Raw genomic sequence first — 25,203 nt, forward strand, 5'->3', positions numbered from 1 at the left:
AACTTTTTGAGGTTATACAATGAGTATAAACTCACAAACGTGCAATTTCAAGAAAAAAAACGCAACTTCCGGAAAATTAATTATGTTGACTGCCGAACGACGACAATTCATCCTAGAAATTCTTCGTCGTGACAAAAAGGTGCTTTCTTCCGAACTCAGCGCTGTTCTCAAAGTTTCAGAAGATACGATACGTCGCGATTTAAGAGAATTAGCTGAAACAGGTTTATTGCAGCGTGTGCATGGAGGCGCCTTATTAAGTTCTCCCGCAACAGCGAGTTATGCCGATAGAATACAGCAGGCGCCAATAGAAAAAGAAGCAATAGCACGTGCAGCAGCGAAATTAGTACTTCCAGGTCAAGTCGTAATTTTAGATGGTGGTACAACAACACTTCAGGTTGCGCGGCATTTACCTATAGATTTACAAGCCACAGTTATAACAAATAGTCCACCAATTGCCGTAGCTTTGGCAGAACATCCTCATATTGAAGTTGTGATGTTAGGTGGGCAACTTTATAAAAAGGCTTTAGTTAATATTGGCGCCGCAACAGTTGAAGCCTTACGGATGATACGGGCAGATTTGTGTATGTTAGGGGTATGTAGTTTACATCCAGAGGTTGGAATAAGTGTTACAAATTTGAATGAAGCCCATGTAAAACAAGCAATGATAAAGAGTGCTGCGGAGGTAGTAGGATTAGTAACTGCGGCAAAGCTTGATACTGCGGCGCCTTATGTTGTTGCCTCGATTCATGCGTTAAGCTATTTGGTAACGGCGCCTGTTGTACCATTGGAGGTACTAACTTCCTACAAAGATTTGGGATTAACGATAATTCGTGAAGATATAGATTCAGCAACTATAATCGATTCCGAGGCGCCTGTGTATAAGTCAATAATCGACTAAAAGTCAAGATATTGTAACTAATCTTCAACTAACTTGAAATTAAACTTTACAAAAATATAGCTTTTAGTATAATTTTTCAAAAAGAAAATAATTATACTCATAATTAATAAACACTTTTGTAGGTATATCTATGGACTTGAATTTAGATTTCACAGCAGAAGAAAGAAAGATATTGCTAGAAGAAATTCAACTCCTTGAACATAACATTAGTATTTATTCTTGGGGTTTACGAGGTTTTAGAACTTATGTAAGTGGTGCTTTTACGTTACCACTTACAAATTTTATGCAGACTATTGGTTATAATAAAAAAGTTCTTAATTTAAAAAAATCGGACACAGTAATTCTTAATATTGGCTGTAGGGATGATACAGATAATGATTACATTAACGCCGAACTATTTCCTTCGCTAGGAGAGATGTGGAGAATTATAAGGGGCAAGCAGAAGATAAACTATGATTTATTTTTGAATATCTGTAATGAAGATAAAAATCTTTTAGAAGTCGCTGATGGAATTATTTTAAGTCATGTATTAGAACATATACCTTTGAATTTAGCGCTTGTTGCTTTAAAAAATTGTTTTAGGTATTTAAAAAAGAATGGATGTATACGTATTTGTGTTCCATATTTAGGAAAATACCAACAACCACCAAATATACCTTATGAAAAAGCAAAGAATATGTTAGCAATAAACACTGTAATTTATTGTTATGGTCACAAAGTAATGTATAATGCGGAACTGCTGAAATTGCTAATGGCAGAAGCTGGATTTAGCCAAATTGAAGAAGTTAATTTTGGAGAAGGTTTGCTTAGGGTGTCAGACCTTCCTGAACGTGAATCAGAATCAATATATTTAACTGGTGTCAAAATTTGATTTTAGAAGCTCAACAGAAGGCAGGGTGTTATGGGTTTTCTATTACTTGCACCAAACTATACCCTTTTACTGTACCGATTGCACGATATGGTACATGAGAATTTATTGGTTCATTTATTTTACTTTCTTCAATCCAGGCATAATTATTTGGTGATACTTCCTTAAGTGTATTAACTCTTGCAGCAATGTTTTTAGTATAAAAATTAATTAAAACTCCTGTTTTGCCACCGACATCAACTAAACTAATGGGAGATGATTGGATAATTGGCGCCACTGTTTCATTTTCAATAAATTTGCGGAACTCTGGGTTATAGTCATTAAAGGCGCCAATATATCCCAGTACAGCTAAACCAAACCAAACTGGTATCAACCATCCTGCTAACCAGTATTGATAAAATGCATGTGTATCGAATCTATGACGCTGTATCCATACAATAGGTAAAATCAACCATCCGGCGCCTAATACTATAATCAAAGTTGTATATTTATGGATTTCTAAATCATCTATAAATAATGTAATTATACCTGCAAATAGTAATAATATACCTATAATACCAAAACTATAACTTACATAACCCTTAATTATTTTAACTTGAGTAAGGGCATCGAGTCCAACTGCTGCAAGTAACGCAATAAAAGGAAATAGACAAAGACTGTAGTGAGATAAACGAGTTGAAATTAAGCTTAGTTCTATAAATAAAATCACTGGGAACCCAACTAATATTGATTTATATTTCGCTTGCGGGCGCCTAATTATTAGGAATAAACCAAACAGGGCAAAAAAGAACCAAGGAAAGGATTTAGCGGGAACGTTCCACATGTAAAAAATAATTCCATTTCCATGCCGTTCTGTTGAACCGACTTGAAAGACAAAATCTAATAGTTGAAAAATACTTCCGTTTCCGTAGTGTAAGTAACTTAGCCAAAGCCAAATGACAGTTGGAATTAAACCAACTATAAAACCTATATATAAATATGGATTCTTTAATAAACTATGTTGCCTTTGTAAGGAGATTAAAAATGGTATTAAAGCAATAATCGGTAAAATAATCATGAAACTGCGGACTAGTAAACCTAAGCCAAAACAGATTCCGCTTAAAAAGCATAAGAGATTATATGTCAAGTATCGTTTGGAATATTGCTTAGGGTATAGCTCTGCTTTTAATAAAAGTAAGATTCCCGAAAGTACCAAAAAAACCATGCTGACATCGGGAGTTCCCAAACGACAATATTGTAACCAAAGGAATTCTACGCTAAATATAGCAGCAGCTAGCCATGCTATTTTTCGATCTAATATAATTTTGCCTATTTCATATAAAATAAATATAGAGAGCGTGCCTAAAATCATGCTTGGGAGACGAACACTCAACTCGTTGACACCGAATAACTTGTAGAAAAGTGCAATTATCCAGTAAATGCCAGGTGTTTTGTGATGTGGACTATTCCAAGGATGTATCCATTCGCCAGAGTCGAACATGAAACGTGCGCGAGTTGCGTAAAGTCCTTCATCATGAGCCATCAAGCTGTTATTGCCAGAACTAAATAGTAATAAAGGTAGTATCAAAAATAACAAACTCACATACGAAAATACTTGTGAGTATTGAAATTTTAACCAAAGGGAATGAATATTTTTTTTTAGGTGCAACATGAAAGCATTGTATGCGAAAAATTTAATTGACACCCAAGAAACCGGGTTTTTCAGCAAAATCGTTGTTTCATTGCAAAATATTAACAAACAAACCCGGTTTCTAACAGGTTTATTTTCTTGTCTTTTTTAATTGTGTTTTTTAAAATATATGAGGTACTAAAACGTATCACACACATTTAATTGTGATAAAAGACAATATCATATTTTTGCTTTTTTGCCAAAGAAATCTTGAAAACGTAAACGAAACCCAAGATATTTATGCTCCTTAGACCAAATCAACGTACTAAGCTAGACGACAGCAACGACAAATTGTTCTATTCTGAACCACGCTTTGTCACCCATGTAGACGAAGGATTTATTCAACAGGTTACAGATTTGTATCGCCAACTGTTAAAACCGAATACGCGCATTTTAGACATGATGAGTAGTTGGGTTTCGCATCTACCAGAAGAAATAGAATTTTCTCATGTCGAGGGACACGGACTTAATGAAAAAGAACTCGCACGAAACCCTACGTTGAACCACTATTTCGTTCAAAACCTGAATGAAAACCCAAAGTTTCCGTTGCTTGACCAAGATTTTGATGCCGTTATCAACTGTGTCTCTGTACAATATATACAGTATCCAGAAGCAGTATTTTCAGAAATACACAGAATTTTAAAACCTGGTGGCGTAGCAATATTTAGCTTTTCTAACCGCATGTTCTTCCAAAAAGCCATTGAAGCTTGGCGTGAAAATTCCGAGAAAGGTCGAGTTGAATTAGTCAAAAGCTACTTTAATAGTGTACCTGGCTTTACTTCTCCCGAAGTTATCGCCCGCCAATCCCAAGTTCCGAATTTACTACAATGGTTAGGTGCCGGTGGTGGTGACCCCTTTTACGCTGTAGTCGCTTATAAACAATAGTCCTCATCACTCATGATTATTGTTTATATTTTCATGACATTAGCCACCATTAAGGTTAAATTCGAGGTAAAGCTTTAGTGACATCCGCTTTATGTGCAGTTCAAGGAGATAATACAATGTCTTTTCCCCGTATACGTAGAATATTAGCAGCCTTACTGCTATCTGTTATATTGATAACGTCCACAACTGCTTGTGCAACAAAGGCGCCAGGAAGATTTGATGCCGTACAGCAAGAAAGCAGCCAAAAGCGTAGCGGTCAAGCCGTTGCGAAGAATGCGACTCAAGGTAGCGAATTTAACAAACTGTTCCCTTCAGATGGCGGTGGTTTTGACGTAGTATTCACTCAAGAGAAAAAAGGTTTCGCAGAAGCGAATTTAAAAGAAGGCGGTAAAGTAGTAGCACAATTAGCAATTTCCGATACTACCAGCACACCCGCAACTGCTGCTGGCTATAAGACTAGTACAAAACAGGTTGGTGGATATCCTGCAAAAACTTTGGGTAAAACTAAAACATCGATTTTAGTTGGTAAGTACCAAGTTTCTGCTATATCCAAAGACCCATCGTTTACCGAAACCGACAGAGAAGCTTGGCTTCAGAAATTTAACCTTACAAGGTTGTCAAAACTGCAATAATTTGCCTCTCCATTGACGATGCAATAAGTTAAACGAACTCTAAACGGGATTAATAATGAGTAAACCAATTCAAGATTTAGTTGACGGATTACCAACTGGTGGCTTGACAATTTCAATGTTAAATGCATTAGATTTTGCGGCGCCTGGTCAGTGGCAAAACATAACTGGTTTTGTCAACACAATTCAGCATGTTACAGGAGAAACAGACGACGATGTAGTTCAGCAGATTGGCGAACGCGCGATATATTTATATAACGACCGTTCACAAGGATACCAAACTGCGATGTGGCTGTATCAAACTGTTGATGGTACAGATAAAGCATTAGGCGCCGCAGCGTTAGCGAATAAAGTTGGCGAAACATTTTCGTTTTTGGGTTTTCTCGATAAAGTCACACCCAAACCCGACAAAGCTCAAACAATCGACTTATCTTTAAAACTTGTAACTGAGTTAGTTGCATTTTGCCAAATTAACGGTATTCCTGGTGATAGCATTGGTGACTTCGTAGCTGCACTAGGAGAATATAGCGGTGAGTCATCTATCCGCATGGCAGCTTTGGTTTGCGTCGATGCTTTACTACCTTTAGGCCCCGACTTTATTCAGAAGGTAACATCGAGTCTTGGGGCAATGACACCGCAAGACTTAGAGCAAAATTCGACTTTCAACAACATCAAAGATACTATTCCTGGTCAAAATTCAGGAGGTAAACTTGATTTTATTGGTCAAAGCTTTGACTCAGTAAAAGGCTGGATGAGTGACTTAGTTGTTTCTCGTGGTCTAACACCTCAAAAGGTTTTAAACAACCTCAACAACTTCATGCAAATTGCAGACGATAAGTTAGATTACGTCGCAGCGTTTATCGATGTGTCCACAAATTATTATGAACACACTGGTACACAAACTCTAGCACGGCGCCTAATTGAACGCGCATTTGCAGAACTATAGATATAGAAACCCGGTTTCGTAGAAGTTACCGGGTTTCTTTTAAGGTAACTTTAAATTAGAAGCAATTTCGCTCAAAAACGGCTCAAACACTGCCAGATTTTCGTACTTCTCAAATTTTGCGCTTACCCTGGCAGGGTCATACGCTGTATTAATTACATATAGTGAAGTTCCATCGAATGCTACATATTTAAGATGTTGCTCACTAACTCCACCTTCGCGTTTAAGACCAGTGAAACCGTAGCGTACACCTTGGAGTTGTCCAATATTCACGAGTTGCGGTGGATAACCTGAAAAATTAACTTTATTTTTGTAACTTTTTTGACGCTCTTTAGAATTAACTGCGTATTCGTCTGTAACCCAAGCATCGAGCGCTTCTTTTATTTTCCCTTTGTAATTGGGATTTTGATAGTCAATTTTAGCATCAGCAGGAATACCCGCATTAATTAGCATTTTTTGAAACTTCGGTTGTTGAGAAAGTGGGTAAATTTCCATTTTGACGGAACCCAAGTTTTTACCATTAGAGGAAATGCATAATAATGGTGCGTCCCCATTACATGGTGCAACATTCCAACCAACAGGCGCCGTTTTTGTTTTTAAGACACTGTTCCAAACGTTAGTAGATGCTTGGGATGGTTGTACTGTTACAGCAGATGCAGGAGAAGCTGTTACAGTTGGCGTTATGCTAGGCGGTGTTGGTTGCGGTGGTACATTGTTATTATTACTTGTATTTTTAAATACCGAGTTCAATATGAATGGTGATAGGGCAAGTAAAATAAGACCGATTAATAGATGATAGACTCGCAAAAATTTGCTCCTTCGGTGTTTTGGTACCTAATTGTTGGTTGCAGTGAGTGTTTGTTGTATTTATAACACTGCAACATTAAATAAAGATACATAATAACCCACACATAAAGAAACCGGGCTTCTTGTAAAAGCCCGGTTTCTGTTGGAGATGATATGCGCTTACTTAAAATGCTGGCGCATTCTGCGATTTTGCTTTCTGCGTGCAACAGCTTTACGCTTATGTTTTTGCAAGGGAGTCTCAAAGTGACGCTTGGTTCTAACATCTTGGAGAATACCCGCTTGCGAAACTTGACGTTTAAATCTCCGTAAAGCGGACTCTATTCCTTCATTTTCGCCTAAAACTACTTGCGTCATTAGTACAACTCCTTATATTTGTGAATATTTTAACTCAAGTGTGAACAGTAAAAACCAGCAGTTGAAGAGCGATGAAAGCTTATAACTGCTGGGAGAGTAATGAAATCAAAACTTGTGAAATCTTTGTGTTATAAGCTTAGTAACGACGACCACCACCTCGGTTGCCGCCACCCCAACCTTCGCGTGATGGACTTCTTTCCTCGCGAGGTCTTGCTTTATTAACTTTTAAATCACGTCCCATCCATTCCGCTCCATCCAGAGCTTCAATCGCTGCATCTTCTTGCGAGCTGCTTTCCATCTCAACAAATGCAAATCCGCGCATCCGACCTGTCTCACGGTCGGTGGGTACCTTGACACTACTGACTTTACCGTATTCTGCAAAAACACGCTTCAGATCATCTTCCGTAACTTGATAGGATAAGTTACCTACATAAATAGACATTGGGATCTCCAAAATCGGGACACGTAGAGAATTAGATTCGGAGAAACCGTTTTAAAAGCTAAAATGATTTTCACAACCGAATATAAATCTTAGATAGCCAGTATAGCAGATTATTCTAGCATGGGGGTCGGTTTTGAAGCAAACGTTAACCTTCGTATTCAAGGGTTTGACACGTTAGTTGACGGCGCCTCAACCCGTCTTTATTATATTGGTCTACACAATTATAGGGGCACTGTTGAAAGGCGCCCCTACGTGATTTAATAAGGTAGATATAATTACGCTTCTTCCCAGAGTTTACGAACATAGTCAGGTAGCCAACTAGCTATTTCCTGAATACGTTCTTGTGAAAGTTCTTCCTTGGTAGCGGAAAATACAGCCTTTACGACTTGTTCACGGTCTACTTCGTGCGAAAAACTGCTCTCGTTAGCAACCCGGAATAAGAAACGGTCGGAATCGATTTTAAAGATTCCGGGGCCTTGCCACGGTGGACGAACGCGACTCAGAAAGCCTACAATTGGGTTTGTATCGTGCCATAAATCGGCAATTTCCATTTGCAGCGATTTATCTTCTGCTGGTAGTGCTTCTTTGTGGAGTTCTGCTTCAACTCGGTCAGCAGCTTCGGTTGTCATTAAGTCACGCATGACTCGGAAGACAACCTCGGTTACATCTCTAGCATCAAAAATATCTTCTAAACCACTTCTGAGCAACACTTTTTCTAAAAATGGCAAATCTTTAGAAGCGATATTAACTTCTGCCCCCCCTGATGCCTTTGATAACTCAGTTTCAATTTTATTAAGTAATTTGCGCCCTTTCTCAGTAATTTCGCCTCCCTCAAACTCTATTTTTTCTGGGTGCAAAATTTCTTCAGCTAATTTTGCTGGTTCTGCATACGCATTTCCAGAGAATTTAGCTTTGATAAAGTGATTTTGATTAAGATAATCTAAATGTCCTAAAAGGTCAGCTTCGGTGACATTCAACCCTGCTAAATCAGCATCTTCAAATTTAACTTCATGCATTTCTTGCCCACTATCGCTAATTTTTTTTAGAATAGTGTAGGCAATATCTTTCCGAATTGTAATCGGCATTCTACCCTCCGCAAATTATTTAATTAATACTTGAATGATTAAATGACACGAACAGCAAATTGCTAAATCTTAGCTAAAATACTCAAGTATGACTGTCTAAGTTATTAAATTATTAAAAAAAACATGTATTAACATCTATCAGTAGTAACACTGTTGTATCTACCGATAGTTTGAGAAACCGGGTTTATATGTAAAATTGTTGTTTTCTACAAGATATTGACAAGAAACCCGGTTTCTAAGGTTCGTCAGTTCTCATCTCTACCGATAGTTTGAGAAACCGGGTTTATATGTAAAATTGTTGTTTTCTTACAAGATATTGACAAGAAACCCGGTTTCTAAGATTCGTCAGTTCCTAGTTGCAAAGCATAGAGATTTGCATAAACTCCATTTAAAGCAATAAGTTCAGTATGGGTTCCCTGTTCTAGAATTTGCCCTTGTTGAATTACCATAACTTTATCGGCTTGCGTTACAGTACTAAGGCGATGGGCAATAACAAAGCTGGTGCGATTTTGGAGAATTTTGGCTATTGCGTCTTGTACTAACTCTTCGGTGCGAGTATCGATGCTGCTAGTTGCTTCATCTAAAATTAAAATTCTTGGGTTGACCAAAACTGCCCGTGCAATACTAACGAGTTGTCTTTGTCCTTGGCTTAGGGTTACACCACGGGCGCCAACAAGAGTATCATAACCTTGTGGCAACGTCATAATAAATTCATGAACGTTAGCTACTTTAGCAGCAGTTTCAATTTCTGTAGTTGTTGCATCTGGGCACCCAAAAGCGATATTCTCGGCAATGCTACCGCTAAACAGTATCATGTCCTGAAGCACAATCCCAATTTGAGAACGTAGACTCGCTTGTGTAACAGAGCGAACATCTATACCATCGACTTTAACGGCGCCGCTAGTAACATCGTAAAAGCGTAATATCAAGTTAATAATAGTACTTTTACCTGCCCCAGTGGCGCCGACAAGGGCTATCATTTGTCCTGGTGCAGTGCAAAAAGAGACATTTTTCAGCACAGTTTGATTAGCTTTATACCCAAACGAAACATTTTCAAAACTAACTCCACCTTGAATTGGTGGCATTTCTCTAGCATCAAAAGCATCGAACAACTGTGACGGTTCGTCTAAAAGCAAAAAAATGCGCTCAAGTCCAGCAATTGCTGATTGCGCTTGCGTGTAAAATTGGCTTAATATTTGAATAGGTTGGAAAAACTGCTGAACGTAAAGAAGAAATGCCGTTACAGTTCCCACCGTCATTTTACCTGCCACCGCAAGATAACCACCATACGCTAATACACCCCCAAGCGAAAGCGTATTTAAAACATCGATAGTCGGTAAAAATGCTGCTGTTATTGCCGTTGCCTGAATATTCGCATCTCGATTTATCGCATTCAAACGGCGAAAATCATTTATATTGCGCTCAATTCGATTAAAAGCTTGTGCTTCTCTAACGCTACTTAAATCTTCCTCTAATCTACTAGATAATTCACCTATACTAGTACGAGTCAAACGGAATTTAGCACGCGCCCATCCTCCAAACAAAGTAGTAATAATAATTACTAATGGAACTAATATATTACTTAGTAGTCCTAATTGTAAATTTACAGCGAGCATAGCTAAAGCAATACCGACCAAGCTAAACGAACTGCTAACAATTTGAGAAATAGCGAGTCCAAATACTTGGTTTACAGTACTAACATCATTAAGCAAACGACTCATTAAGTCACCGGCTGAACTCGTATCAAAGAACGAAAGAGGTAAAGTTTGTATTTTTGTAAAAATATCTTGACGAAGTTGCGCGAGTACATTTTGAGTAATCCAGTTAGTGCGAAGAATATGTCCGCGAAACGCCGAAAATCCGATTAAATACACAGCTAGTACAACAACTAGCATTTGCATCAATCCAGAGAAATTACCCTTACCAATTAAATTATCTATCGACCAACCAATCAAAAAAGGCGCCACACCTTGCGAAAAGGCGCCGATAGAAACAAATAAAACCGCCACAGGAATTTGTTGACGATAAGGAATAAGATATTGAGCAAAACGTCGCAGAGTAGAAGGTTGAGAATCCATGTACGTAGGGGCGGGTTAACAGACTATCCTAATTGTGAACGAAAAATCAACTAAACCCGCCCCCTAAACCCACCCCCCCATAGTCACATTTTATTTGCCATGAAAACAAGTAAGCGCGCGGAGATAAAAGCCGAGTAATAGCATTTAACCGCATGATTAAGGTGTGGATATCTAAGTGGATAATTTTATTTCTCCGATAGGATACTGTCTGCATTTCCCGTGATTTTAGCCATCAGATAGTGTTTCCTATCACTGTTTTGGGAGGAAACTATACTGAGATTTGCATATAAAATTTATGTCACCAATAGCATTAACATAGCAGAATGTCAAGTGATTGCATGGTGCCGTGTGGGCTTTGTAATTTCGTTTAAGTTTGACTTTAGAGGATTTTTTGTAATGGCCTATATACAAATCTCTGCTGGATATTCTGGCAAATCAGCTTCTTTTGGACGTTGGCTAGGTTACTTGCTTTTAGGTCTAACCACTAATGTAGCTTTTTGGGTTTCAGCTTTTCTCTATCTAAAGGTTACACCATCAACTTACACCAGCTATTCGGCTGTTAATTTGCCAGGAGCAAGTTCAAATGCGAGTGTAAGTTTACCAGGCATTGGTCAAGCTTCCTATGAAAATGCCTCTCCTTATGCTTCTAGTTCTTCTCAAGACCCAAGAGAAAATTATAAATTCATAGCACAGAGCGAACCTGTACTAAAAGCTGCTGCTGCTAGTTTGAATATGTCCCTAGGAGAGTTTGGCAACCCACGGGTTAAAGTAGTAGATAACACCACTGTGATGACCATTGAGTTCAAAGGCGCCAGTCCCCACGAAGCGAAAAATAAATCTTTAGCTTTTTATAAAGCCTTTGAAACAAGACTTAATCAGTTGAGAACTCAAGAAGCTGTTCGACGAGACGTAGGTTTCCAAACAGGTCTTGATTCCTCGCAGAAAAAACTGCAAATAGCTCAGAAGAATCTTTCTGATTACAAAGCAAGTTCAGGTTTAAACTCTGACGTTCAAATTAAAGACCTTACAACCAATATTGAACTGCTACGTAGACAACGAGCAGAAGTATTAGCGAGTCAGCAGCAAGCTAATGCTCGTTTGACAGAACTATCGGCTAATTTAAAACTATCGGCGCCGCAAGCTACAGATGCTTTTGTCCTTCAAACAGACCAGATATTTCAACAGAACTTAAAAAACTATAGTGATGCTAGCACTACTGTAGTTGTTCTAGAATCAAAATATTTACCCGACCATCCAACATTAGTTGCAGAGAAAGCAAAGCTTGATGCTGCTCAATTCGCATTACTAGCGCGGAGTCAATTGCTTTTAGGGCGCCCGGTCAACTTAGCAACTATAAAGACTCTTAACCTTACTAGCACTAACTTAGGCAGCAGTCGGGAGGTTCTTTTCCAAGAACTGATTAAAGTTCAGGTAGACCAAAAGGGACTTACGACTCAAGCTCAAGCAATAAAGCAACAAATCAACCTACTTGAAAATAGACTTAAAAACTTAACACTTCAGGAGTCTAAATTGGATGCGCTGAAACGAGATATGCAAGTTGCTGAAGCAGTATTTTCGACTACTTTGACTAGATTAGATATTGGCAAGTCAAATACCTTTGGTTCTTATCCACTAATTCAAATTATTACAGAACCCAGCTTACCTGATAGTCCTACCGAACCGAAAAAATCATATGTTTACCTGGGCGCAGCCTCCGGTTCGCTTTTTTCAACAACTGGTTTGGTGTTGCTCGTGATGCGCGCTCGTAAACGCAAAACTTTGGTAACGCAATGAATTATAGCAATACTTATTATGAAACCTCAAAATTTAGAAGAAAAATTAGTTTGGTACTATTTAATAGGAACCTATGTTTTTTACTTTTTGGGAGCGCAGTACATTTTAATGTCTATAATTGCGTGGTCACTAACGCTTTACTTAGGCAAAAAACTTTGGAACCAAACTGAAAATACGCCTATTGAAGAAAAAGTGACGATTCCTTTTTCTGTATGGGTATGGATTATTTCTATGTTGGTCATGGAAGTTGCTTTAATAATGGCTCATATAGACTTCGATTTAGGAGCGGGTAGAATAATTACTTCGTCAATAAATTGGGCTAGAACATGGGCTTATCTGGCATTACTTCCCCTTATCGGTTGCCTGAATATTCGACCACAATTGCTTTACCGTTCTGTTTGTATAATCTGCTTACAAAGTTTAATTTTTATTCCAATTTCTTATTTAGCATTTATATTACATTTGCCGCCTAATTTATACACTTCTCCATTATATTTAATTGGTGGCAACGATGTTAGTCTTTATAATATAGTACTTTATGGATTTGAAGAAGAAACTAATGCAAATCGCCTACAATTATTTGCTCCTTGGCCTCCTGCGTTGGGAATGGTTGCCTGCGTTTATTTTTTCCTAGCATGTCAAGAGCCTAATAAAAAGTGGCGGTGGATTGGCATAATTGGTTCCATCGCTATGGTCATAGTAACGTTTTCACGGTTAGCAATACTAAGTATTATTGCTGTTCCAGTCATAACTTGGTTTTTAGTAAATTTTACTCGACCCAAAACACAAATTACAACAGGGGTAGTAAGTTTCTTTGCTAGCATGTTTGCCCCGGTACTACTCAATTTTTTTCAAACATTTAAAGAACAGTTTTCTAATGCTCGACCAGGCTCTTCACGAGTTAGAGCAGCTTTGGGTCGCATAGCCCTACAGCGTTGGAGTGAGGCGCCTATATGGGGTCATGGAATTGTTGAGCCAAGAGGTCCCAAAATTGTAGCATTTATGCCTATTGGCACTCACCACACCTGGTTCGGCATTCTTTTCGAGAAAGGGCTGGTAGGTTTAATTGGATTAGCAGTCCCCTTGGTGTGGAGCTTTATAGATTTAGTTTATAAAGCTCATAAAAGCACAACTGCTAAAGCCGGGTTAAGTGTACTTTTAGTTATATTTCTCTTTACTTTTGGTGAAAAAATAGAAGGTCTTACCTACCTTTATTGGCCTGGATTAGTGTTAATGGGTATTGCATTTAAAGAAAAAGTTTAGGTTTCTATTCTTTTTGTATTTCTCAAATATTTTGTCAAACCAGCTTGGACTATTAATGTTAATTAATCAGCTTAAACAAAAATTATCTGGTCAATTTCTTCGTAATGTTGGCTGGTTAGGGGGAGCAGAGTTAGCCAATCGTATCTTCCGTTTAGGAACAACAGTAACTTTAGCTAGACTGTTAAATGCTTATGATTACGGATTAGTTGCGATTGTGATGACGACTTATGAATTTACAACTGTTTTTACCTTAAGAGCAGGAATTGGGTCTAAGATTATTCAGACTGAGGAGAAAAATTTAAATCTGATATGCGAAACATCATACTGGCTAAATTGGATTTTATCTATAGCACTTTTTTTGATTCAGTGCATTTTGGCATTTCCGGTTGCTTGGTTTTATGGGAATGACCAAGTTATTTTACCTATTTGTGTAATGGCGTTAGTTTATTTAATGTTGCCTATTTTCTCTGTACAGTCAGCATTAATTCAGCGAGAAAACCGTCTAAAAATTACTGCAATATGCAATGCTGTTCAGTCGTTATTAAGTAATATTATTACTATAGTTTTAGCTTTATTGGGTATGGGAATATGGGCTATTGTCTTACCGATTGTCTTGACAACCCCAGTATGGATTGTAATAAATTATATGAATCATTCCTGGCGCCCTAAGATGTCTTTCAGTCTTAACCAATGGCAAGAAATTATTAAGTTTGCTAAAAATATTCTCGGTGTTGAGTTACTAAATAAGTTAAGAGCTAATTTCGATTATTTACTTGTTGGGCGTTTTTTAGGTGTCGATGCTTTAGGAGTATATTATTTTGCTTTCAATGCAGGACTAGGAATTAGCATGAATGTGATTAATGCCTTAACTTGGTCTTTATACCCGCATCTTTGTGCAGTTCGTGAAAACTTTAAGCTATTTAAGCAGCGTTATTTTAGCAGTCTGAAAACTATTTGTTTAATTGTGGTTCCGCTTGTTTTGCTACAGTCAAGTTTAGCTCCGTTCTACGTACCAATTATTTTTGGGCATAAATGGGTAACAGCTATTCCCATACTTATACTTATTTGCCTTTCAGCGGCGCCACGTCCATTCGGTGATGCTGCCTCTATGCTACTAAACTCCGTAGATAAAAGTCATATCAATCTTTACTGGAACCTAATTTTTACTGTATTTTTTGCAATTTCTTTGTTACTAGCTGTAAAGTGGGGAATTTTTTGGGTAGCTGCAACCGTATTAATTACTCATGTAATAGCAATACCTATATTTACCGTCTGGGCTAGTAATTATGCTCTACAAAATAAACCTATTAAAGAAGTTATAGGCAATTATTAATAAATTTTCTAAGGAGTACAAACTGCAATGGAAACTATATCCGTCATTATTCCTGCTTACAATGCTGAACGTTTTATTTTAGAAACAATTGAATCAGTCCGTCAACAAACAGTCTCAAATATTGAGATAATTATAATTGATGATGGCTCTACTGACCGAACTGTAGAACTGCTGAATACAGTCAAAGACTCTCGTCTTAAAATTTTTTCATACGAAAATGCTGGAGTTGCAGTTGCTCGTAATCGTGGTATTACTCATGCAACTGGTGACTACATTGCATTTCTTGATTCTGATGATTTATGGAGTTCAGACAAGTTGGAATTACAACTTGCAGCTTTACAACACCATCCAGAAGCAGGAGTTGCTTATAGTTGGACTTGCTTTATAGATGAACAAAGTAAATTTTTGTATCATCATGAAAAGTTTTTGTTTGAGGGTAATGTTTATTCCCAGTTGTTAGTTAAAAACTTTTTTGGTTGTGGTTCAATTCCGTTAGTTCGCAAACAAGCTATTGAATCGGTTGGTTCATTTGATAGTTCTATAACACCTGTTGAAGATTGGGATTATTGGTTACGTTTAGCAGCTAAGTGGTCTTTTGTTGTAGTTCCAAAAACTCAGATTTTCTACCGCAAATCAACTAATTCATTATCTACAAAAATTGAGTTGATGAAAAAAAATTGTATTCAAGTTCATGACAATGCTTTTAAGAAAGCTGCACCAGACCTACTAGGTCTTAAAAATCAAAGCCTAGCAAACATTTATGAATATTTGACTCACATGAGTTTAGAAAATATTCCTGGTCAGCATGGAGCTAAAATAGCGAGTCAAGAGTTACAAACGGCTGTTCGATTAAATCCAAAGCTTTTGTTAAACAGAAAAGTTCAAAAATTAGCTACAAAATTAATATTGATGCAACTACTTTCACGTGAAAGAACTAAAGACTTTACAGGCTTTTTTCGCCTAATATTTTCAAACCCTGCAACTTAACTAATTTGTAAGGTGGGCATTGCCCACCCTACTTAAATAAAGCAAAGGTAAAGATAGATGACATTTACAGAAAAGATTAAACGTGTTCCCAACAAAATCAAAAGAATTATTCTACAATTTGGAGTTATTAGAGTTGTCTCAGAATTTTTGTATCAAAGACGAATCAAAAAATATGTTAAATATTTACCAAAAATTGACTTAGAAGACTTAAAGAAAGTCGAGTTTTTAAATGAAGAAGGAGTTTTTATTACCTCTTTAGAAGAATTAGCAATTCCCTCAACATCTTTAGTTAATGCTAGCGCCAAAAAGTTATTACCAGAGTTATTAGCCGTTTCTAACGATGAAGCTGACAATGGAAATTATGTAATTAGTTTACCTTTATTTAAATTAATGAAGTATCCAGAAATTTTTTTGTGGGGACTCGAAGAACGATTACTCAATATTATTGAAAATTACATTGGTCTTCCTGTACTATATCACGGCGCCCATTTTCGTAGGGAGGTTGCGAATGGAAAACTAATTGGTGTTAGGCAATGGCATATAGATATAGAAGACCATCGTATGGTTAGAATCATCATTTATTTAAATAATGTGACTTTGAATGGTGGACCATTTGAATACATTTCAAAATGTTTAAGTACATCGTTACGTAAAACTCTTCAATATACCTCTGGTTTTATCTCTGATGAAATTATTAAAACAATTGTCCCTACATCTAATTGGAAACCTTGCCTTGGAGGTTCTGGGACAGTAATTTTTAGTGATACAGGCAACATTTTTCACCGTGCTAAACCACCTGCAAAAGTAGATAGATATTCAATCACTTATTCATACACATCTAGACGACCCATAACAATTTTTAACAAAGCTGTATTGACTAGAAATGAGTTATTAGAACTTTCTAGTAAACTATCACTACGTCAGAGACAGTGTATTTTAGGTTACAGCAATTTTTAGAAACCCGGTTTCTTTCTTAAAATCTTGTAATCAAAAGAAAAATTTTGCTTAGAAACCGGGTTTCTTATCGTTATCTTATCTTAAATATGAAAAAAGTATCTGTAATGATTCCGGTTTATGGAGTAGAGAATTATATAGCTGCGACTATACAATCTGTTCTCGCTCAAACCTATACAAATTTTGAGTTACTGATTATTAACGATGCAACTCAAGATAACAGTATAGAAATTTGTCAAAAATTTGTAGACCCTAGAATTAAAATCATTCACCAAGCAAATCGAGGACTAGCTGGAGCTAGAAATACTGGTATTCGCCATGCAACTGGAGAATATTTAGCTTTTATCGATGGAGATGACCTGTGGTTGCCACAAAAGTTAGAAAAACATATTGCTCACCTAGAAAATGCGCCTGATGTTGGAGTTAGTTTTAGCCGCTCTAGCTTTATCAACGAAGCTGGAAAATTAAGTACATACCTAATGCCTAAGCTGAAAGAAATCACTACACCTTATTTACTTGGTCGCAATCCTGTTGGCAATGGTTCGGCAGCAGTGGTTCGCAGTTCAGTTTTTGAAGCAATTAAATTCCAAGATAATCTTTATGGCGCCGTAGAAAACTTTTATTTTGATGAAAACTTTCGCCGTGCGGAGGACATTGAATGTTGGATACGCATTTCCATTCAGACCAAATGGCAAATAGAAGGCATTTCTGAAGCTCTAACTTTATATCGGGTTAATACAAATGGACTTTCAGCAAATATTCTTAAACAGTTAGATTGCTGGGAACAAGTGATTGAAAAGACACGTTCCTACGCTCCACAAATAGTTACTCGTTGGGAACACCAAGCAAGAGCTTACCACTTACAGTATTTAGCTCGTAATGCAGTGCGTCTTCAATCTGGTTCAATAGCTGTGCAATTAATTAATCAAGCAATAAGTGCCAACTGGCGAATTCTTATTCTTGAACCGCGTCGCATGTTTTTGACGTTTGCTGCTGCCTATTCGCTTTGGCTTCTGCCACAGTCTATTTATAAATTAATTGAGACTCTAGGCTTAAAAATGACAGGAGCTAACCAAAAACGGCGTATTCTTCAAGACAAGCTCGATTACCAACAAAGTTGTATTTAACAGGAATATATCCAAATGAAAAAAGTTTCTATTATTATCCCAGTTTACAAAGCCGAGAAATATGTAGCTGCTACCGTGCAATCGGCTCTTGACCAAACTTACAAAAATTTTGAACTCCTAATTATTGACGATGGTTCTCCTGACCGAAGTATAGAAATTTGTCGGCAATTCACAGACCCTAGAATTAAAATTATACGTCAACAGAATCGCGGACTACCCGGAGCAAGGAACACAGGTATTCGACATGCAACTGGAGAATATTTAACTTTTTTAGATGCTGATGACCTGTGGTTGCCTGAAAAACTCGAAAAACACGTAACTCATCTAGAAAATGCCCCAAAAGTCGGAGTTAGTTTTAGTCGCTCTGCTTTTATTGATGAAAATGGACAACCCTTGGGTATCTATCAATTACCATTACTCACGGGTATCACTCCATCTTTAGTTCTTTGCCGAAACCCAATTAGTAATGGGTCAGCAGCGGTAATGCGTAAATCAGTTTTAGAAGCGATTAAATTTCAAGATAATCTTTACGGTACTGTAGAAGATTTTTATTTTGATGAACATTTTCGCCGCTCAGAGGATATAGAATGTTGGATACGTATTTCTGTTCAGACTAATTGGCTTTTGGAAGGAATTCCTGAAGCGTTGACATTGTATCGAGTAACTTCAAGCGGTTTATCAGCTAATTTATTTGAACAATTAGACTCTTGGGAAAAGGTGATTTCCAAAGCTAGCTCATACGCACCAGAACTAGTTGATAAATGGGGAACACTAGCTAGAGCATATCAGTTAAGATATTTAGCTCGCAAAGCAGTTAGTCTTCAAGATGGTTCTATGGCTGTAGAACTCGTTAATGGAGCTTTATCTACAAACTGGCGTATCATCGTTTACGAACCACGTCGTACCCTTTTAACCTTAGTCGCTGCCTACCTCATTTTTCTTCTACCTCAGTCCCTCTACAAATCAATTGAAGCTTTTGCACTCAAGAAAACAGGAGCCACCCAAAGGCGCCGCATCACCCAAGATATAATCACACAAGATGTTATCACGCAAGATGTTGTATCAATCTAAATTAATGATTGTACATTACCAATCGGCGCCTTAGACTCTTTACAAAAGTGGTCAGGGTGCTTTTGGTATAGGCGAAAACTAAAATAATGCTGTTTTAGTATAAGTAATTATGATGAATAGACTTTGTTTATCTTTATAAAAAAATACCGTAACGTATCCCTGGCAAAGAGTACAGCTTCATTTTAGTTGAATATACTTTTATCAAAAATTAATATAGATTATGAGTGTTGTTTAATACTAATAAATTATTCATCCGCAAATATAATGGTATATAATATTACATTAAACTTGGCATAAATTCGCTTATCAGGCGCCTACAGTGTTTCACAGATAAAACAAATTCGATATATTGAGTATAAATGTAGAAAAGTAAAAGAAATAGAATATTTTAATAAAAAGATAAATGGTAAATATTTATACTTATAAATCCAGATAAAAAGCGGTAGCAAGAATCTGTGTAGCTTTTGAGACCAAGGTTGACAAAAGATTTTTTACTTGCAATAGTGATATGAAGAATTTAGCAATATGTGCCAACTGTTTGATATCGCCTATGTAAGCTTACGGATTGGTAGAGTTGTGTTAATTATTAATCTTTTTCATTCACTAACCAAAACTACCTCAAAAAGTCATTTATTCGCGCCTTTGTACACTAGCTTTTTAGTGTTGGTGTTATTAATCTTGGGGCAGCAAGGCTTTAACATCTGGGTAGAAAACCTTAATTATCAAGCGTCTGATTGGAAAACTCATAGCTTGATAGTACAGCATGAAGGGGAACGCCTATTAAATGCTGTAATAGATGAGCAAACAGCGATTTCTTTATATTACACTCACCAACAGTTGATGATAGAAAATTATGGTGAAAGTAGCTTCCCCTTTCGCGACAGCTTTAATAAACTATACGATTTAATGGAGGACAACCCGACCCAACTCCAAGAACTTGATAAAATTAAACATTTACATAACCACTGGCTTTTCAAGTTTAACCAGAAGATGTTTTCTAATTATGTCAGTAGCTACCACATGACAGGAGGTACTTTATTTAGTTACTTGTGCAGTGAAATTAACGTTTTAATTAAGCGTGAGGAAATACTTTTAATAGAACGCACAAACAGTTTACAGCAATTAAACCACGTCAAGACTGTTATAAATATTTTCACCACAGTAATGATTATAGCAGGAGCGGTTTTAAACCTTCAGCGTTTGTATCGACGAGCAGAAATTCCTTTACAGCAGTTGACAGAGACAGGCAAACTTTGGCGCCAAGGTCAAATGTCAGTTCAGGTTGACTATTCATCACAAGACGAAATCGGTCAGTTAGCTGTAGTTTTAGATGGAATGGCAGATGAAACTCGTCACCGTCAGGAACGCATTGAGGTACGTAACCAACAGCTTGAGGATATGATTTGCGCCCTTTCTCATGACTTGCGTACTCCATTGCTTGCGACTCGTACCACCTTAGACGGGATGATTAAAGGAGCTTTTGGGACGGTCTCGGAGACTTGGAAAGAAATATTTGAAGAGTACCGCGAAGCTAACGAGGATATTCTCAAACTTGTAGAAGTCCTCTTAGATGTCTCGCGCTATGAATCTGGACGTGGCGCCTATTTAAACTACGACCCCCTTGATTGGGAAAAGATTTTTGTCAAAGTAATAGCTCAAATCAAAGCTTCTTCAAAGTGTGAATTAAAGTTCACATTAGAAATACCTCAATCACTGCCAACCGTTTACGGTGATGAGTTAGAAATTCAACGAGTCGTGCAAAACCTAATTGATAACGCCGTGCGAGCTAGTTTACCATTATCGGAAATCTCACTTGGGACAAAAAGCTTTGGGGAACAAGTACAGGTATACGTGCGCGATAAGGGTTCAGGAATTGCACCACAAGAGAAGGAACGACTTTTTCACCGCTTTATTCAGGGAAAAGGTCGGCATGGCAAAGCAGGACTTGGGTTGTACTTGTGTCGTCAAATAATTGAATCTCACTCTGGCACTATTGGGGTGGAAAGTTCGCCTGGAGAGGGTAGCACCTTTTGGTTCACCCTCCCGGTTGATAGAAGTAAAGCCTGGTTCAATCATCTGAAAGAAATCTAGGAGGCATCATGACCACTGTAAAAGATGAAAAGAAAACTTTGCGGATCTTATTAGTCGATGACCATGCTTTAATTCGTCGAGGAATGAAAGGTCAATTTACCCTTGAACCTGGCTTTACTATGGTTGGAGAAGCTTCGGACGGCGCCCAGGCTATTGAATTAGCAACTCAACTCGAACCAGATGTAGTATTGATGGACATTGAAATGCCAGTCATGGATGGAATTACAGCTACCCAACAAATAAAAAGCAGGCGCCCTGAGACTCGTATTTTAGCATTGAGTGCATTTGGCAAAGATACCCAGGTGATGGGGATGCTCGCAGCAGGTGCAGATGGTTATTGCCTTAAAAGCATTGAATGGGAACAACTCATCGCTGTCATTCAATTAATTCAAATGGGTGGTGCTTATTTAGACCCACAAATAGCTCAACAAGTTGCTCGAATGCTCAACAAAAGCGTTGACACAGAAACTTCCTCTCCAGAAATTCAACAACCAGTTCTCAGTAATCGTGAGCGCGAAATTCTTAAACTTATTGCTCAAGGATATTCAAACCAGCAGATTGCCGATAATCTTTACCTTTCACTAGGAACCGTCAAGTCCTATGTACGTATGGTTCTGAACAAACTTAGCGTAGATGACCGCGTTCAGGCAGCAGCTTTAGCAGTGCGCGAAGGTTTAATTTAAAGTTTGAAGAGCTTTTTGCACACAAATATACAATTCTTCCAATCCTTCCAATTCTTGCTCCTCCGAGATTTTATTTTCTGACCAAAAAATATAAGGTTGATGTATCTGACAAAGTTGAAAGTTCTCAGGTATAGGTAGACATAATACCACGACATGAGGGGCAAACAGAGTTATATCATCAACAATAGGAATACCGTAGTAAGGAAAAACTTCTAAATTCTTTTTCAAGCAGTAGCTGCTAACACGTTGCACGGTAGTCACATTACTACCAATAACCATAATACGTTGCCTTTCCATAGCAGCTACAAGTTAATTCTATAATTTTTAATGGCATCGTAGAGACCGTATTAATACGGTCTCTACAAATAATGTGGTGTCGTAGTAATCGCATCTGTTTATTTATTTATAGATGATGACATTATGGAGTTAAAACTATTTGCATACTACTACCAAGTGGATAGCTATATGGATAATTTTATCTTGCCATGAGGATGCTTTAAACCTGAGCTTGTGAATAGTCACCAGATAGTATTTTTCACTGTTATTAAAAGAGCAAACTATACAAAGACTTACGTGAAGAAACAGGGTTTATCACTAGCTTCAAATTATATATATATGGCAGACAGAGTTAGTTTTCTGAACATCAATTTTGATCGGATGCCCGAATCTGAAGCAATCGAAGTACTATTAGCGCGGTTACTCAAGCGGCAAGGTGGTCGTGTATATTATGGCAACGCGCATACTATGGTAACTGCTGCCAGAAACCCAGCACTCGCACAAGCATTGGAGCAAGGTGATTTATTGCTTGCAGACGGAAGTGGAGTTCGCTGGGGTAGTGCCTTTTTGGGTACACCGCTAGTACATAATCTCAATGGCACCGACTTAGTTCCATCTCTGTGCAAAAACGGCGCCGCCAAAAATCTATCAATATATCTTCTTGGCGCCAAGCCGAACGTAGCTGAAATAGCAGCAGCAAACCTAAAAAAAGCCTACCCTGGCTTAATAATTGCAGGAACCCAGCACGGGTATTTCTCTGACTCAGAAACCCCACAAATATTAGAAGCAATCAGGGTAGCTCGTCCACACCTACTGTTAGTAGCAATGGGCGTACCATTACAAGAAATTTGGATTGACCAACACGCAAATCTCCTGCCTGAAATTACTTGTATGGGTGTTGGAGGTCTGTTTGATTTTGTCGCTCTTCGTATAGCTCGCGCACCATATTTCATTCGTGTGATTGGTATGGAATGGTTGTGGCGCCTAGCAATGGAACCAAACCGAATGTGGCGCCGCTACATCATAGGTAATCTTGTCTTCTTAAGTTTAGTACTATCTTGCGCTGTCACTTTAAACCAAGGCGAACAAACAACGTAAAACTGGTAAGTTTAATTTTCCAATACTCGATTTTACAGCTATTTCCCATACCGAAATTGCCGATACTAGCAAGCCATTTTGCGGTTCTTCTATATCAATGATGGCTTGGGCTTTACTGGATAATTTACTTGGTTAGTGAAGTAACCAAAGCCAAGTGCGAGTATCTAATAAAATCATTCGCCCAATGCTTCCCAAAGTTCTGGCATAGGTTCATCAAAGTCTTCCGAGATTACAATTGGCATTCCCCGCAATGGATAATTTGGTGTTGAAAATGATGTTATTTTGCAAGGAACAAGGCGAGCTATAGGCTGACCATTGCGCGTAATTACAACTTCAGACTAGCTAGCCGTTACCTCGTCAAGTAATGTTACAAGCGCTGTATCTGTCTCTTTTACTTAAAGCTGTTTCATCTTAAAGCTTTCCTATATTGCTTCTACGCTTTTATTATAAAATATCTTTTCTAGTATATAGCAATCCTGCATGAATTATGAAAATTAAATTAACATCTTTCTTGTGGGATGGGCGCCCGCCACGTGCCCCGTCCTAATATTGAAGTATTTGCTTTAGATGCACACCCCATAAGAAAATTTTGGATATTTTTTTATTTTCAAAGACTTTGAGCAAGTACCTGCTTACCTATCACTATAATTATTAGAATGGTGCATTACTGCACTATAATTTTGCGTATTTAGTAGATTGTTCAAGCAGTAACACACCTTACTCAAATCTTTACCAGGCAACTACGTATTAGCCCATCAATTTAATAATACCTTGATTAACCAGAGACTCTAACTTGTCATCGAGCAATATTTGCTCACGTAGCAACTTCATCTGTTGATGCGAGAGGATATGTAATCCTGGATGGACAACATAACCTTTAATGTTGATGTTTTGCGGTTGCTTGCTGTCAGTACGGTTGTATGTAATTGAAGGCATACTTGCAATTGAACCTCTGGGCTTATATCACCTACAGTATAGGCCATCTTGACATAACAATTAACTTTTGATATCATCCCTCAATTTTTATGCTATAGTGAATAAGTATTCTAACCGTTAACGCGGTAAGCATAGCACCATCTTTGGCTAAACCAATTTTATTAATGAGGCTAAGTATAAATTGAAAATTAAAGCGTTGGACATAAAGGATGGTGACCGCATCATTGCTTACTGTAAGAACAAAAGGCAAATCTGCAAGGTGAAACAAATTTTAGATGCTGGGCAGACCAGTGTCACCCTTGCAGTATTCACAACTGAAAATTACCGTGGCTGCTCGGTCTCACACGTAGTCCGGTTTCAATGGGATGCTTTGGTTGAATTAGTGAGCTAGAAACTCCTGTTTATCACCATAAATTAATTATTCGATAATTTATCGCTTTGCGTAAGCAACTAACGAAACTCCTAATATAACCATTACTACTCCTGCAATTCTCTCTGGACTTGCGGGATATTTGGTAAGACCAATGGCGCCATAATTATCGAGAAAAAGTGCTGCAACCATTTGACCTGCAATTGTCAGTCCGAGTGTAAGTGCTGCACCAATTTGAGGTGTGGCAAAAATTGTTGACCATACATATAAAGTTCCCAAGCAACCTCCAATCCACATCCACCACGAGGTTTGGGATAATGATGTCCAAGCTGGAATTGGGTATCGCGCAAATAAGCAAATAATAAGTGACGTCAAAGTTCGGTTGTAGGTTGGGCGGAGAAACGGAACCCAACAAATGTTCAAATTCAATTGTACAGTACGTTAATACACTTGAAGTTTGCATTTGTCAAGCTACTTTAGAAGTAAATAATGTAAGCAACACCTTTCAAAAGATAGAAATGTGAATCACTCCAAAGTAGTAACTTGTATAAGTGTTGTGCCC

Annotated in this window: 25 protein-coding genes; 16 read left to right on the forward strand and 9 right to left on the reverse strand. The window is 37.7% G+C overall.

Going from position 1 to position 25,203, the window contains the following annotated elements; genetic code table 11:
- Positions 1 to 19: 19 nt before the first annotated feature.
- Entirely contained in the window at positions 20 to 898 is an 879-nt protein-coding gene (locus tag DSM106972_RS16815) for a DeoR/GlpR family DNA-binding transcription regulator (protein WP_233787083.1), read from the forward strand.
- Positions 899 to 1,028: 130 nt separating this feature from the next.
- Entirely contained in the window at positions 1,029 to 1,769 is a 741-nt protein-coding gene (locus DSM106972_RS16820) for a class I SAM-dependent methyltransferase (RefSeq protein WP_127081771.1), read from the forward strand.
- Between the two features lie 28 nt (positions 1,770 to 1,797).
- Here DSM106972_RS16820 and DSM106972_RS16825 read toward each other — a convergent pair whose 3' ends face one another.
- The gene (locus DSM106972_RS16825) at positions 1,798 to 3,417 is read right to left on the reverse strand and encodes an ArnT family glycosyltransferase (protein WP_127081772.1); all 1,620 of its coding nucleotides are present in this window, start codon (positions 3,415 to 3,417) and stop codon (positions 1,798 to 1,800) included.
- A gap of 258 nt (positions 3,418 to 3,675) precedes the next feature.
- Here DSM106972_RS16825 and DSM106972_RS16830 point away from each other — a divergent pair, with 258 nt between their 5' ends.
- The 3 genes from DSM106972_RS16830 (at position 3,676) to DSM106972_RS16840 (ending at position 5,895) form a co-directional block, all read left to right on the forward strand.
- Complete coding sequence (locus DSM106972_RS16830; RefSeq protein ID WP_127081773.1) at positions 3,676 to 4,320, forward strand: class I SAM-dependent methyltransferase; 645 nt, start codon at positions 3,676 to 3,678, stop codon at positions 4,318 to 4,320.
- A gap of 116 nt (positions 4,321 to 4,436) precedes the next feature.
- Positions 4,437 to 4,952: a hypothetical protein gene (locus DSM106972_RS16835; RefSeq protein ID WP_127081774.1), complete on the forward strand. Its 516-nt coding sequence runs from the start codon at positions 4,437 to 4,439 to the stop codon at positions 4,950 to 4,952.
- A 55-nt stretch (positions 4,953 to 5,007) separates the two neighbouring features.
- Positions 5,008 to 5,895 carry a hypothetical protein gene (locus DSM106972_RS16840; RefSeq protein ID WP_127081775.1) on the forward strand — a complete coding sequence of 296 codons (888 nt, stop codon included), beginning with the start codon at positions 5,008 to 5,010 and terminating at the stop codon, positions 5,893 to 5,895.
- Between the two features lie 39 nt (positions 5,896 to 5,934).
- On the opposite strand, the gene DSM106972_RS16845 is transcribed toward DSM106972_RS16840, so the two are convergent.
- From DSM106972_RS16845 to rbp, 3 genes are all read right to left on the reverse strand, one after another.
- The gene (locus DSM106972_RS16845; RefSeq protein ID WP_127081776.1) at positions 5,935 to 6,699 is read right to left on the reverse strand and encodes a hypothetical protein; all 765 of its coding nucleotides are present in this window, start codon (positions 6,697 to 6,699) and stop codon (positions 5,935 to 5,937) included.
- 159 nt (positions 6,700 to 6,858) lie between these two features.
- Positions 6,859 to 7,053 (reverse strand): 30S ribosomal protein S21, encoded by a 195-nt coding sequence (gene rpsU, locus DSM106972_RS16850; protein ID WP_019491444.1) that lies wholly within the window; start codon positions 7,051 to 7,053, stop codon positions 6,859 to 6,861.
- Positions 7,054 to 7,189: 136 nt separating this feature from the next.
- Entirely contained in the window at positions 7,190 to 7,495 is a 306-nt protein-coding gene (gene rbp, locus DSM106972_RS16855) for an RNA-binding regulator (RefSeq protein ID WP_019491445.1), read from the reverse strand.
- Between the two features lie 120 nt (positions 7,496 to 7,615).
- Between rbp and DSM106972_RS51415 the strand changes: the two genes are divergently transcribed.
- Complete coding sequence (locus DSM106972_RS51415) at positions 7,616 to 7,756, forward strand: hypothetical protein (RefSeq protein WP_158632834.1); 141 nt, start codon at positions 7,616 to 7,618, stop codon at positions 7,754 to 7,756.
- A 14-nt stretch (positions 7,757 to 7,770) separates the two neighbouring features.
- On the opposite strand, the gene DSM106972_RS55360 is transcribed toward DSM106972_RS51415, so the two are convergent.
- Together DSM106972_RS55360 and DSM106972_RS16865 are read right to left on the reverse strand one after the other, a co-directional pair.
- Positions 7,771 to 8,238, reverse strand: coding sequence for a DUF2267 domain-containing protein (locus DSM106972_RS55360; RefSeq protein ID WP_325052193.1), 468 nt, complete (start codon positions 8,236 to 8,238; stop codon positions 7,771 to 7,773).
- Positions 8,239 to 8,915: 677 nt separating this feature from the next.
- Positions 8,916 to 10,658, reverse strand: a complete 1,743-nt coding sequence (locus tag DSM106972_RS16865; RefSeq protein WP_127081778.1) for an ABC transporter ATP-binding protein — start codon at positions 10,656 to 10,658, stop codon at positions 8,916 to 8,918.
- A gap of 396 nt (positions 10,659 to 11,054) precedes the next feature.
- Between DSM106972_RS16865 and DSM106972_RS16870 the strand changes: the two genes are divergently transcribed.
- From DSM106972_RS16870 to DSM106972_RS16910, 9 genes are all read left to right on the forward strand, one after another.
- Positions 11,055 to 12,452: a GumC family protein gene (locus DSM106972_RS16870; protein ID WP_127081779.1), complete on the forward strand. Its 1,398-nt coding sequence runs from the start codon at positions 11,055 to 11,057 to the stop codon at positions 12,450 to 12,452.
- 18 nt (positions 12,453 to 12,470) lie between these two features.
- Positions 12,471 to 13,715 carry an O-antigen ligase family protein gene (locus DSM106972_RS16875; RefSeq protein WP_127081780.1) on the forward strand — a complete coding sequence of 415 codons (1,245 nt, stop codon included), beginning with the start codon at positions 12,471 to 12,473 and terminating at the stop codon, positions 13,713 to 13,715.
- A gap of 55 nt (positions 13,716 to 13,770) precedes the next feature.
- Positions 13,771 to 15,048 carry a lipopolysaccharide biosynthesis protein gene (locus tag DSM106972_RS16880; protein WP_127081919.1) on the forward strand — a complete coding sequence of 426 codons (1,278 nt, stop codon included), beginning with the start codon at positions 13,771 to 13,773 and terminating at the stop codon, positions 15,046 to 15,048.
- Between the two features lie 27 nt (positions 15,049 to 15,075).
- The gene (locus DSM106972_RS16885) at positions 15,076 to 16,035 is read left to right on the forward strand and encodes a glycosyltransferase family 2 protein (RefSeq protein ID WP_127081781.1); all 960 of its coding nucleotides are present in this window, start codon (positions 15,076 to 15,078) and stop codon (positions 16,033 to 16,035) included.
- Between the two features lie 57 nt (positions 16,036 to 16,092).
- Positions 16,093 to 16,992: a hypothetical protein gene (locus DSM106972_RS16890; RefSeq protein WP_127081782.1), complete on the forward strand. Its 900-nt coding sequence runs from the start codon at positions 16,093 to 16,095 to the stop codon at positions 16,990 to 16,992.
- Between the two features lie 86 nt (positions 16,993 to 17,078).
- Positions 17,079 to 18,116 (forward strand): glycosyltransferase family 2 protein, encoded by a 1,038-nt coding sequence (locus DSM106972_RS16895; protein WP_127081783.1) that lies wholly within the window; start codon positions 17,079 to 17,081, stop codon positions 18,114 to 18,116.
- Between the two features lie 15 nt (positions 18,117 to 18,131).
- A complete protein-coding gene (locus tag DSM106972_RS16900) occupies positions 18,132 to 19,187 on the forward strand; it encodes a glycosyltransferase family 2 protein (protein ID WP_127081784.1) in 1,056 nt (351 codons plus the stop codon).
- A 642-nt stretch (positions 19,188 to 19,829) separates the two neighbouring features.
- Entirely contained in the window at positions 19,830 to 21,278 is a 1,449-nt protein-coding gene (locus DSM106972_RS16905) for a sensor histidine kinase (RefSeq protein ID WP_233787893.1), read from the forward strand.
- Positions 21,279 to 21,286: 8 nt separating this feature from the next.
- Positions 21,287 to 21,961, forward strand: coding sequence for a response regulator (locus DSM106972_RS16910; RefSeq protein WP_127081785.1), 675 nt, complete (start codon positions 21,287 to 21,289; stop codon positions 21,959 to 21,961).
- Here DSM106972_RS16910 and DSM106972_RS16915 read toward each other — a convergent pair.
- Positions 21,953 to 22,258, reverse strand: coding sequence for a hypothetical protein (locus DSM106972_RS16915; protein WP_233787081.1), 306 nt, complete (start codon positions 22,256 to 22,258; stop codon positions 21,953 to 21,955). The two genes, DSM106972_RS16910 and DSM106972_RS16915, sit on opposite strands and share 9 nt — an antisense overlap.
- A 318-nt stretch (positions 22,259 to 22,576) precedes the next feature.
- On the opposite strand from DSM106972_RS16915, the gene DSM106972_RS16920 reads away from it, so the two are divergent.
- Positions 22,577 to 23,335, forward strand: coding sequence for a WecB/TagA/CpsF family glycosyltransferase (locus tag DSM106972_RS16920; protein ID WP_127081786.1), 759 nt, complete (start codon positions 22,577 to 22,579; stop codon positions 23,333 to 23,335).
- 747 nt (positions 23,336 to 24,082) lie between these two features.
- Here the strand turns inward: DSM106972_RS16920 and DSM106972_RS16935 are convergent.
- On the reverse strand, positions 24,083 to 24,271 hold the full coding sequence (locus tag DSM106972_RS16935) for a hypothetical protein (protein WP_127081787.1): 189 nt from the start codon (positions 24,269 to 24,271) through the stop codon (positions 24,083 to 24,085).
- A 430-nt stretch (positions 24,272 to 24,701) separates the two neighbouring features.
- A complete protein-coding gene (locus DSM106972_RS16945) occupies positions 24,702 to 25,016 on the reverse strand; it encodes a DMT family transporter (protein ID WP_233787080.1) in 315 nt (104 codons plus the stop codon).
- Between the last annotated feature and the right edge of the window lie 187 nt (positions 25,017 to 25,203).

Origin of the sequence: Dulcicalothrix desertica PCC 7102 (assembly GCF_003991905.1) — a bacterium.
GTDB lineage: Bacteria > Cyanobacteriota > Cyanobacteriia > Cyanobacteriales > Nostocaceae > Dulcicalothrix > Dulcicalothrix desertica.